Annotated in this window: 8 protein-coding genes; 3 read left to right on the forward strand and 5 right to left on the reverse strand. The window is 76.3% G+C overall.

Translation table 11 applies throughout. The features are described 5' to 3' along the window. Nucleotides 1–20 precede the first annotated feature (20 nt). From AB0B83_RS00730 to AB0B83_RS00750, 5 genes are read right to left on the reverse strand one after another with little or no spacing between them, the layout of a single operon-like run. Nucleotides 21–2,849, reverse strand: a complete 2,829-nt coding sequence (locus AB0B83_RS00730; RefSeq protein ID WP_357576342.1) for a hypothetical protein — start codon at nt 2,847–2,849, stop codon at nt 21–23. Beyond that, nucleotides 2,846–3,955, reverse strand: coding sequence for an AAA family ATPase (locus tag AB0B83_RS00735; protein ID WP_357576343.1), 1,110 nt, complete (start codon nt 3,953–3,955; stop codon nt 2,846–2,848). Before AB0B83_RS00735 ends, AB0B83_RS00730 begins: the two co-directional genes overlap by 4 nt. A gap of 14 nt (nt 3,956–3,969) precedes the next feature. Next, a complete protein-coding gene (locus AB0B83_RS00740; RefSeq protein WP_357576344.1) occupies nt 3,970–5,511 on the reverse strand; it encodes a VWA domain-containing protein in 1,542 nt (513 codons plus the stop codon). Further along, nucleotides 5,508–6,914 (reverse strand): hypothetical protein, encoded by a 1,407-nt coding sequence (locus AB0B83_RS00745; RefSeq protein WP_357576345.1) that lies wholly within the window; start codon nt 6,912–6,914, stop codon nt 5,508–5,510. Before AB0B83_RS00745 ends, AB0B83_RS00740 begins: the two co-directional genes overlap by 4 nt. Beyond that, a complete protein-coding gene (locus tag AB0B83_RS00750; RefSeq protein ID WP_357576346.1) occupies nt 6,914–7,420 on the reverse strand; it encodes a hypothetical protein in 507 nt (168 codons plus the stop codon). Before AB0B83_RS00750 ends, AB0B83_RS00745 begins: the two co-directional genes overlap by 1 nt. 462 nt (nt 7,421–7,882) lie before the next feature. On the opposite strand from AB0B83_RS00750, the gene fxsA reads away from it, so the two are divergent. The 3 genes from fxsA (at nt 7,883) to AB0B83_RS00765 (ending at nt 11,290) form a co-directional block, all read left to right on the forward strand. Further along, the gene (gene fxsA / locus AB0B83_RS00755) at nt 7,883–8,074 is read left to right on the forward strand and encodes an FxSxx-COOH cyclophane-containing RiPP peptide (RefSeq protein WP_132234860.1); all 192 of its coding nucleotides are present in this window, start codon (nt 7,883–7,885) and stop codon (nt 8,072–8,074) included. Nucleotide 8,075: 1 nt separating this feature from the next. Beyond that, nucleotides 8,076–9,386, forward strand: a complete 1,311-nt coding sequence (locus AB0B83_RS00760) for an FxsB family cyclophane-forming radical SAM/SPASM peptide maturase (RefSeq protein ID WP_357576347.1) — start codon at nt 8,076–8,078, stop codon at nt 9,384–9,386. A 626-nt stretch (nt 9,387–10,012) separates the two neighbouring features. Then, the gene (locus tag AB0B83_RS00765; RefSeq protein ID WP_357576348.1) at nt 10,013–11,290 is read left to right on the forward strand and encodes an HEXXH motif-containing putative peptide modification protein; all 1,278 of its coding nucleotides are present in this window, start codon (nt 10,013–10,015) and stop codon (nt 11,288–11,290) included. The last annotated feature ends 56 nt before the right edge of the window (nt 11,291–11,346 follow it).

The following is an 11,346-nucleotide window of genomic DNA, read 5'->3' on the forward strand; positions in this document are numbered from 1 at the left end:
CCGCCGACGGCCGGCGCCGGTCAGCGCGGGGTGGCCGCCAGCAGGTCGGCCACGGCGTCGACGGTCTCCGGATGCGCCGCCAGCAGCGCGGTCAGGCCGGCGGGAACGGCGGTGGTGGCGGCGTCCGGCTCGCGCCAGCCGCCGTCGCAACCGAGGAGCGCGGCGACGGCGTCCACGCTCTGCGGGTTGGCCTCCAGCAGCGCGGCGACCGGCCCGGACACGGCGGCGGGGACCGCCGGCGTCGACGGCGGCGCCGAGGCCGACCACGGCGGCACCCAGGCGTCCAGCGCGGCCAGCGAGCCGGGGAACGTACGCCCCGCCTCCCGCACCAGCAGCGGCACCAGCTCCGCGCCGTGCTCGCGCAACGTGGTGATCAGGGTGGGCAGCCACGGCAGCAGGACCGGGTCGGGCAACCGGGCGAACGCGGACGACATCACCTCCACGACGAACGGCGCGAGCCCCGGCACCGGCTCCAGGGCCTGCACGAAGCCGCTGAGGTACTGCGGGAAGGCGGGCACCACCAGCGGGTTGGCGAGCAGCGCGGCGCACCGCTCGCGCAACTCGGCCAGGGGCAGCAGGCCCAACTGGTGCCGGGCGGCCCAGAGCAGCGCCACCTTGGCCGGCGTCTCCGGATGGGACTGCGCGACGGCGAGTTCGAGCTGGGACCGGTCGCAGCCCAGGGAGATCGCCAGGCTCTCCATGCCGAACAGGAAGCCCAGCATGGCGCCGACCTGACGCACGCCGCTCTCCTCGTCGACGAACGCCGTGGGCAGCAGGGTGCAGTAGTGCGCGTACCCGGTGGTCACGAACGCCTCGCACCAGGCCGGCAGCGGCCCGGTGGCGCGGTGGTGGGCCAGCAGCCGCCGGATCCGGCGCAGCACCTCGGGGGCGTCGTCGACGGTGCGTTCGGCGGCGAGCAGCTCCACCGCCCGGGCGCCGAGTTCGTCGACCAGGCGCGGGCTGTCGAGGAGCCGGATGGCGTCCTCGACGGCCTCCAGCGCGACCGAGGCCGTCGCCTCCGGGCCCCGCACGGCGCGGCGCAGGCGCTGCTCCAGCACCTGCTCGACGGTCACCCCCTCGTAGCCCAGCTCGATCAGCGCCCGCTGGCTGCGGCCGAGGGCCAGGTCCCAGCTCTCCTGGATCGAGCGCTGCCCCAACCGGCGCTCGCCCATGATGGGCCGGACCGCGTCGCGGGGCAGCAGGTGCCGCAGCCGCCACAGCAGATCCGAGCAGGGCACCAGCTCGGGGTTGGCCCGCAGGTCCACCAGGGCCCGCTGGATCGTGCGCTTCTCCAGGTCCAGCCCGAGCGGGGCGAGCCGGTCGTGGACGTCGCGGGCGAGCGGCGGAAGGGCCTCGTAGCCCACCTGACCGACCCGGTCGCCGCCGAACAGGATCTCGCAGAGCCGGCGGACGTCCCGGCGGCCCGGGACGACGTCCTTCTCGATGCAGGTGACCGCCGCGTCGGCGAAGTCGTACGGCGTGGGGCGCGCGCGGTTGCGCAGGCCGGCGAGGAGGATCGAGGTCTCGAAGACGGCGATCGCGTCGGCGGTGCTGGCCAGGTAGCCGTTGCGCCGGGCCAGCCGGACGATGTCGACGCACCAGCCGCGCAGCTCCGCCTCGTCCAGTCCCTGCGTCGCCGGCGGCTGCGCCAGGTAGCCGGAGAGCCGGTCGGCGACCCCGGCGGCGGGTGCGGGTGCCGGGGTGGCGCGGCGGCGGCCGCCGGTGCGGGTCCGGCCGCCCCGCTGCCCCTCCAGCCGGAACGGGCTCAGCTTGGTGCGGGCGACCGCCTTCGTCCAGGTGGCGGAGGCGATCGACACCGAGCCGGGCGCGAGGCCGAACTGCGCCTCGATGGCGGAGTGGCTGGACGGGATGAGCCCGTAGTGCCATCGGGTGCCGGTGCGCGGGCTGATCTCGAAGGGGGCGTCGGACCGCAGCCCGAACTGCTCCACCCGGCTGGCGGCGTGGAACGCGCCGCAGACGTAGAGGCAGTCGGCGGGGTCGGCCCCGGAGGCGGCGAGGTGCTGCCGCATCCGGGTCCACATGTAGCGCTCGCGGTCCTCGTCGCGGTCCTGCCGCTCCGCCCCGGCCGGGCGCAGCCGCCGGAACAGGCTGCCGATCAGCACCATCACCTGCCGGTAGGTGTCGTGGTCGGCGTCGGCCAGCGGCTGCTCGACGTACTGGTCCCACCACTCCGACCAGTGCCGGACCTTGCCGTGGTGCAGGAGGTAGGCCTCCAGCTCCGCGAAGCGGGGCCGCAGGTCGCCGATCTCGACGCCGACCGCGTCGCCGTGCAGGGCAGCCTCCTCCCCCGCCGGCGCGGCGGCCTCGACGTCCCCGCCGGCCGGGGCCTCGTCGGCGGGGCGGCGCGGCGACCACTGGAAGACGTGGTCGGTGGAGCGGTCCACCAGCACCAGCTCGACGCCCGGCGTCTCCAGCGCGTACGCGATGGCCTGGTATTCGGCGCTGGCCTCGGTGATCGGCGCGACCACGCTGAGCGGCCCCCAGTCGGCCGGGAAGCCGTCCAGCTCCGAGGCGAAGGCCTGCACGGCCACCGGGAAACTGCAGTTGCGCAGCTCGCCCAGCAGCGGCTGGAGGTCCTCGCAGAGCTCCAGGTAGATCACCTTCGGCTGCTTCGCGCGCAGCCTGCGGACCATGGCCAGCGCGGACGCCGGGGAGTGGTGGCAGACCGGGAAGATCTCCAGTTCCTCGCCGAGGGCGCGGTCGACGTCGTCGACGATGCCGGCCAGGATCTCCGCGACGGCGCCCGAGCTGCCGGCGAAAGCGCCCGCGGCGGCCGTGAGCTGCTCGCGCAGCGCGCCGAACGGCCCCGCGGTGGTGGGGGCGGTCACGACAGGGCGGCGATCGCCTGGCGGCCACCGTCGAGGAAGCCCTCCCAGCCGCCGTCCTGCTTGGCGCGCGGCTCGACCACCCCGTGCAGGTACTTGTTGAGGATCGCCAGGTCCTCGGGACTGCGCCGGGCCAGCGAGCCGACCAGCGACCCGGCCAGCGTCGCGGCGCGCAGGGTGCGGTCGCCGAAGAACTGGCTGTGCAGGATGGCGTCCTCCAGGACGCCGATCTGTTCGGCGGTGGACAGCGCCGACTCCAGCTTCTCGTCGTCGCTGGTCGCCGAGGTGGCGGCGGCGCGCAGGTCGGCGAAGCTCTGCAACAGGATGTCGAGCAGGGTGGGCGGCACGTCCAGCGTGATCTGGTGGCGGCGCAGCAGCTCCTCGGTGCGGAAGCGGACGATCTCGGCCTCGCTGCGCTTGTTGGTCACCACGGGGATCCGGACGAAGTTGAACCGCCGCTTGAGCGCGGAGGAGAGGTCGTTCACGCCCCGGTCCCGGCTGTTCGCGGTGGCGATGATCGAGAAGCCGGGCTTGGCGAAGACGATGTTGTCGTGGTCCAGCTCCGGGATGGAGACGTACTTCTCCGACAGGATCGAGATCAGCGCGTCCTGCACGTCGCTGGTGGAGCGGGTCAGCTCCTCGAACCGGCCGACGGTGCCCTGCTCCATCGCCGTCATGATGGGCGACGGGATCATCGACTCCCGGGACTGGCCCCGCGCGATGACCATGGAGACGTTCCACGAGTACTTGATGTGGTCCTCGGTGGTGCCGGCGGTGCCCTGGACCACCAGGGTCGAGTTGCGGCAGACGGCGGCGGACAGCAGCTCGGCCAGCCAGCTCTTGCCGGTGCCCGGGTCGCCGATCAGCAGCAGGCCCCGGTCCGACGCCAGGGTCACGATGCTGCGTTCGACGAACGTGCGGTCGCCGAACCACTTCTGCGGGATCTCCCGGTCGAGCCCGTCGGCCCGTTCCGAGCCGAGGATGAACAGGCGGACCATCCGCGGGCTCAGCCGCCACGAGAACGGCTTCGGATCGGTGTCGACCGACTCCAGGAAGTCGAGTTCCTCGGCGTACTTGACCTCGGCGGGGGCACGGAGCATCTCGGACATGAGGGGTTGTTCTCCTAGGTGAGGAAGCTCTTGAGCTCGAAGACGAGTTTGCGGATGTGACCGGAGATGACCGGCGTGCCCAGGTCCTTGAAGCGTTGCCGGAACCAGGGGTTGACGCTCTGCTGGCCCGAGCTGTTGACCGAGCCGACCGGGATGAACCGCACCCCGGAGCGGTGCACCGCCTCGATGCCGTCGAACAGCGGCTGGGAGCGGTCGAACTCGTAGAAGTCCGAGATCCACACCATGACCGTGTTCTTCGGCTCGACGATCTTGGGGCGGGCCAGCGCCATCGCGACCGGGCCGTCGTTGCCGCCGCCCAGCTTGGTACGCAGCAGCACCTCGAACGGGTCGTGCACCCACGGCGTGAGGTCCAGCGCCCGCGTGTCGTACGCGATCAGGTGCACGTCCACCTTGGGCAGGCCGGCGAAGATCGACGCGAGGATCGTGCAGTTGACCATGGAGTCGACCATCGAGCCCGACTGGTCCACCACCACGATCAGCCGGGCCGGCGTGACCCGGCGGGCGGTCTGCCGGTAGTAGAGCCGGTCGACGTAGAGGCGCTCGTCCTCCGGGCTCCAGTTGGTCAGGTTCTGCCAGATGGTGCGGTCGAGGTCGAGGTTGCGGTAGACCCGCTTCGGCGGCACGGACCGGTCGACGACGCCGACGCTGGTCTGCGCGACCTGGGTACGCAGCACCTCGGCGACCTCGTCGACGAACCGGCGGATGAGCGCCTTGGCGTTGGCCAGGGCCACCCCGGAGAGGTTGGCCTTGTCCCGCAGCAGCTGCTCGATCAGCGACATGCTGGGCGTCAGCCGGCTGGCCAGCACCGGGTCGGCCAGCACCTCCCGCAGGTGCATCCGGCGGACCAGGTCGCCCTCGATGCCGGCCAGCACCCCGCCGAGACCGTCGCCGCCGCCCTGCCGGCGCAGCCCGCCGGGCTCCATCCCGAGGGCCTGCTCGAACCAGCCGGCGTCGGACTGCCACCGGGCCAACTGGCCGGCGTCGACCGCCCCGTGGCCGGTGGCGAACACGTTGAGCAGCAGCTTCGACACCAGCGCGGCGCGGCGTACCTCGGCGGCGCCGGGCGCACCCGACGCGCCCGGCGGCCCGTCGCCACCCGCCTCGACGGCAGGCGCGGTGGCAGGGCCGGCGCCCGGCGCGGCGGCCTCGCCGGGTGCCGCTGTGCTGGCGGTGCCGGGCGCGGGCCCGTCGGGCGGCTCGGGAGCCGACGCGGCGACTCCGGCAGCCGGCTCGGTGGGCAGGCCGCCAGCCGGCGTGTCGGGAAGGTCGGCGGCCGCAGGGGCGTCGGGCGTCGGGGTGAGCAGGCCGCGCAGCTCGTCGGCGACGGCCGGGAAGCGCTGGACGACGGTGTCCACCGACACCGCCGGATCCAGCAGGGCGGCCGGCAGCCCGAGGTCCTCGACGACCGCCATGCTGGCCGACTCCAGGGTGGGCTGCTCGTCGGGGTCGAAGAGCCGGGCCAGCAGCCGCCAGTAGAGCACCTGGCGCCGGTTGGCGTCGGCGAGGTCCGCGGGGGTCGGGGAGTCGTCGTTCATCGGCGCAGCAACCGTCCCGCGCGCTCACGCAGCACCGCCACGGCGTCGCCCGCCTTGGCCTCGGCCTTGGCGATCTTCGGGTCGGTGACCCCGCCCGCCCAGTCGCCGGTGTGCGCCTCGACCGGCTGACGTTTGACGGTGGCCCGCACCGCCAGGGGTTGCAGCGACCACCGTCCGTCGTCCCACCGGATCAGGCCGAGGCACGCGGACGAGGCGGCCACCAGCGCGGGGGTGAGCGGGCCGCAGGACGGCAGCCGGTGGACCTCGACGGCGATCGACTGGCCGCCGATGTCGAAGGTCGTCGTGCCGTCGTCGTCGCGTACGGTGTAGCCCTCCACCAGCACGGGCTCGGCGATCCCGACGGGATGCCGCTCCAGGGGCGCCGGCGCCGCCGCGACGGCCGTCGGCAACAGGACCCGGGCGGTGGCGAACGGGTCGGCCGGCTCGCCGGGTCGCACCCGGTCGTCCCGCCAGAGCAGGTCCGCCCCGTGCAGCGGCAGCCCGGTGACCGTGAGGCTGCGCCGCTCGGCCAGCGCGGCCAGCAGCACGGGATGGGCGTCCAGCAGCCGCCACAGCGCGGGCCCGACGATCGTCTCCACCTTGACCGCGCCGACCGCGCAGCGGACCAGCCGCGGCGGCCCTCCGTCGGCCGGTTCGAGGATCGCGTGCACCTGCGCCTGCACGGCGGTGTCGTGCTCGTGCACGTCGACGCCGAGCACGAGCAGCCGCCCGGAGACCTCCTCGACGGCGGTCGGGACGGACTCGGCCGCCGCGTCCTGGGCGAGCAGCACGCCCCGGGCCCAGAGGTCGGCCCAGCGCCGCAACGGCGGCTGCGCCATCGTGGCGACCGGCACGCAGGCGCGCAGCTCGGCGGCGAGCCCGTCGAGCAGCACCGCCAGCCGGCGCAGGCCGGGCTCGGCAAGGGCGGCCTCGACCGGCGCCCCCGCGGCGGCCACCAGCTCGTGGTCGACGCCGCCCCAGCCGGTCACCGCCACCTCGTGCAGCCAGGCGCGGGCGCCGGCGCGGGCCGCTGACCCGGCGCCCGGGGACTCGACCGCGCCGGGAGCCCAGGGGGCGCGGGCCCGGCCCAGCGCGGTGTCGAGCTGCCCGAGCAGCGCGTCGTGGGCGGCGCCGAGCAGCGCGCACCGGGCGCCGGCGAGGGCGAGCAGGTGTTCCTCGGCCACCGAGCCGGCGGTCACCTTGGCCACCGCCTCGGCGAGCCGGTCGCCGAGCGGGGTGGCGGTCAGCGCGCCGGCCAGGGCGGCGAGCGCAGCGGCGTCGGCCTCACCCACCCGGGCGAGGCCGCGGAGCAGGGCGTCGTCGAGGCCGGCGACCAGGTCGAGGGCGTCGGTCAGGCCGGTCGGGGTGCCGTCGCGCAGGACGGTGAGCTGCGTGCCGAGCATCAGCGGCCCGCCCCGGTGGCCGGGAACCAGTGCAGCTCGGGCAGGGGAACCGCGCTGGCGGGCAGTTCCAGGTAGGACAGGTGGCGCAGGAAGCGACTGAACACGACGGCGGCGGGGGTCGGCTCGTGCCGCCCGGCGAGGGCGGCCAGCAGCTCCCGGGCGGTGTCCACCCCCGCGCCGACGTCGACCCGCAGGTAGCGGGCGACGCGGTCGGCGCCGTACTGGAGCAGTGCCTCGTCGGCCAGGGCGTGCAGGTGCTTGCACGGCGCGCCGCGCAGCCCGCCGCAGGGGCGGTTGTTGTTGGTGCTGCAGTGGTAGGCGTGGGTGCCGGAGGCGATCGACGAGACGTAGACCCGGTCGACGTCCGACCCGCTGGAGACCACGCCCTGCAACCGCCCGTCGGCCAGCTCCAGGAAGGGCACCTTGGCCAGCTTGCGGGGCCGCGCGGGCGGCACCACCCGCACCGTGCTGCGCCGTCGCCACGCGGTCCGTTCCGCGTCAGCCACTGTCCGACCTCCCGTCCGCCGCTCCCGGCGCCGCCCATGACCATCCGCACGCCGGAGGGGTCGCCGGCGTCGCTGTGACGACAAGGATCATGGACCACGGGTACGACAGACCCTGAGTCGGGTTTACGGAGGGTGGTCGCTGCGGAGGCCGCCGCGCCCCTATGCTTCGGACACCGACACCGACACCGACGCCGACGGGAGGCGGGATGTCACCGGTCATCGCGGTCCCGGGCAGTGCCGGTGCCACCCGGGTCCACCACCTGTCACCGCGCGCCGCCGGACGCGTCCCCGTTGCCGGACACACCGGCGGCGGGTCGCTCGGCCGGGGCCGTCGGGGTGCCGCCGACGCCCGCCCCGGGGCGCGGTGTCGGGCCGTCGGGGCAGGCACCCGATGGTGTAGAAAAGGCGGGGTGAGCGCAGCGATGACGCGCGGCAGGACACACGGTCGCCGGACGGTCCACCGTGGCTGAGACCGAGCTGCCGCCACCGTCGGTGGATGCGGGGGCCGCCCTGGTGCGGCTGGGGGACGTACCGCTGGCCGACCTGCTCGCCGGTGCCGGCGACGGAGTGCTGGCCCACGTGCTGGCCACGCTCGTGGCCGGCGACGAGCCGGGCCGGCAGCTCGACGTGTCGGCGTTCGAGTCGAGCTTCTGACGTGTCCGCCGACGCCCCGACGTCGGCCGCCCCGCCCCACCCTGACCACGCCCGTCCGCCGACCCGGCACGACCCCCCGGCACCGGCGGCGGGGTCCTGCGGGCCCGCCCCGGTGGCCGGCGCGGCGCCGCCGGCCCGGGTGCGGCAACTCGTGCTCAAGGTGCACAGCCGCTGCAACCTGGCGTGCGACCACTGCTACGTCTACCGCAGCGCCGACCAGCGGTGGCGGGAGCGGCCCCGGGTGATCGCGCCGGGGACCGTGGCCCAGGTCGCGCGGCGCCTCGGCGAGCACCTGGCACGGCACGGCCCCGACCGGGTACGCGTCGTGCTGCACGGCGGCGAGCCGCTGCTGGCCGGCCCGGCGACCCTCGACCGGACCGTACGCGCCCTGCGGGCGGCACTGCCCCCCGGCGCGGCGCTCGACGTCGGCGTGCAGACCAACGGCGTGCTGCTGGACGAGGAGTTCCTGGCGCTGTGCCACCGCCACGACATCGACGTCGGGGTGAGCCTCGACGGCGGCCGGGCCGCCAACGACCTGCACCGCCGCTACCCCGACGGACGGGGCAGTTTCGCCGACGTGGCCGCCGCGCTGCGGCTGCTCGGCCGCCCACGGCACCGGTCCCGCTGGGCGGGACTGCTCTGCACTGTCGACCTGGCCAACGACCCGGTGGGCGTCTACGAGTCGCTGCTCGCGTTCGACCCGCCCCGCCTGGACCTGCTGCTGCCGCACGGCAACTGGAGCACTCCCCCGCCCGGGCGCCGGCCGGGCGGCACCGACACCCCGTACGGCGACTGGCTGGTGGCCGTCTTCGACCGCTGGTACGCCACGACGCCCCGCCGCACCGGGATCCGGTTGTTCGAGTCGCTGATCGCGCTGGTGCTCGGCGGCCGCAGCGGCACCCGGGCGGTGGGCTTCGCCGAGCCGGACGTCATGACGATCGAGACCGACGGCACCATCGAGGGCACCGACACCCTGAAGACGACAGACGACGCGTCGATGCGTACCGGCCTCGACGTCTTCCGCCACTCCTTCGACGAGGCGCTGCGGCACCCGGCACTGGCGGGCCGGCCGACCGGTCCGGCCGCCCTGGCCGCCGCGTGCCGGGCCTGCCCCGTGCTCAGCGCCTGCGGTGGCGGCCTGTACGCGCACCGCTTCCGCGCCGGCGCCGGCTTCGCGCACCCGTCGGTCTACTGCCCCGACCTCTACCGGCTCATCGACCACGTACGACGGGTGGTGGCGGCGGACGTCGACGCCCTGCGCCGCCGCACCCTGGCCGCTCCGCCCGACGCCGCCCCGGCCCGGCGGCGGTGAGTCGGTGGTGCTCTCCCCCGCCCAGCTCGCCGGCCTCGCCGCGGGCCACGGCGACGACGCCACGCTCGAGGTGCTGCGCACCGGTCAGCTCGGACGGCGGCGGCTGCTGACCGTCGCCGCCGCCCGCGCGGACGGGACCGGTTCGCCCGCCGCGCGGTGCCTCGCCCTGCTCGCCCTCGCCGAGCGGGCGGATCCGGCGGCCGTCGCCCACGTCCTGGCCCACCCGCCGGTCACCGGCTGGGCCACGGACGCCCTGCACGGCCGCCCCGACGCGGCCTACCTGGCCGGGCTGGCGGCGGCCGCCGCGCTGCGCGCGGGCATTGCCTTCACGCTCGCCGTGCCCTGCCCGCAGGGTGCGCTGCTGCTGCCCACGGTGGGCGGCGCGGTCGGGCTCGGCGCCGGCACCGCGCTCGTGCGTGGCACGGGACGGCGCTACGACCCCCGGTCGGGGGGGGGGGGGGGCGGGGGGGGGGGGGGGGGGGGGGGCGGGGGGGGGGGGGGGGGGCGGGGGCCCGCCGCGGGGGGGGGGGGGGGCGGCCCCGGCCGCCCCGGCGTGGGGGGGGGGCCGGGCGGGGCCATCCCCCCCGGGGGGGGCGGCCGCCGGGCCCCCGCCGCCGGGGTTGTCGGTGCACGGGTCGGCCGGCGCCGTGCACGCCACCGACGGGTCGGGCGACGGGCACGCCCCGGCACGCGGGTGGCTGCCGAGCCGCCGGCTCAGCCCGGGCCGCGACGCGCCCCCGACCGGGGTGCTCGTCGACGACCAGGATCCGCACCGGAGCCGCTACCACCGGCCGCCGGCGAGCCGCCTGGACGACGCCACGGCGGAGCGGCTCGACCGGCTGACCGGGCAGGCGTGGCACTGGCTGACCGACCGGCTGCCGGCGCACACACGGGGGCTGGCCACGCTGCTGCGTACGCTGGTGCCGCTCACGCCGCCGCCGTCCGGGCACCCGGTCAGCGCCACCAGCCGCGCCGCACTGGGTGCCATCGCGCTCTCCGTGCCGGCCGACCCGCAGACGCTCGCGCTGCTGCTGGTGCACGAGTTGCAGCACACCAAGCTGGGCGCGCTACTGGACCTGCTGCCGCTGCACGCGCCGGGCGGCCCGGCCCGCTACCGGGCGCCGTGGCGGTCAGACCCCCGCCCCGTCGGCGCGCTGTTGCAGGGCGCGTACGCCCACCTCGGGGTGGCCGAGGTGTGGCGCTGCCGACGGCACGAGGACATCCGCTGCGCGTTCGAGTACGCGTACTGGCGGGTGCAGACCGCCCGGGCCGTCGCGCAGCTCGCCGGCAGCGCGGAGCTGACCGACGACGGGCGGGCCTTCGTGGCGGGCATGGCCGGCACCCTGCGCGGCTGGCAGCCCACCGGCGACGCGCGGGTCGAGGCGGCGGCGCGCGACGTCGCGGACGGCGGGGCGGTGCGCTGGGCGCTGGCCAACCTGGTTCCCGACGACGACGGCGTAACGGAGGTGGCGCACGCGTGGCGGCGGGGTCGGCCCCCACCGCCGATCGCCGCACCCGCCGTCGTACCCGGCCCGGCCCGGCCCGCGTCGACCGGCGACACCGGCGCGGAGGCGGCGGTGCGGCGGCGGCTGCTGGCGACGACGGAGCACGACGGCACGGGCAGCGGCGAGGCGGACGCGACGGAGCGGGTGGACCGCGCCGACCGGGCGTACGCGGCGGGGGACGCCGGCGGCGCCCTGGTCGGCTACCGCCGCCGGCTCGCCGGGGACCCCGGTGACGCCGACGCGCTGGTCGGCGTCGCGCTGGCCGCCGGGCGGCTGGGGCGTACCGCCGCCGCGCGGGTGCTGACCACCCGCCCCGACCTGGTCCGGGCGCTGTGCCGGCGGCTGCCCGGCGCCGACCCGCTGGCGGTCGCGACCTGGCTGGCCGGCGGCCCCGACTAGCGCGCCCTCCCGGCCGTGCCCGGCGCATGGCGGGCCCAGCGCAGGGCGGGCCCAGC

Source organism: Micromonospora sp. NPDC049060 (assembly GCF_040649055.1).
GTDB lineage: Bacteria > Actinomycetota > Actinomycetes > Mycobacteriales > Micromonosporaceae > Micromonospora > Micromonospora reichwaldensis.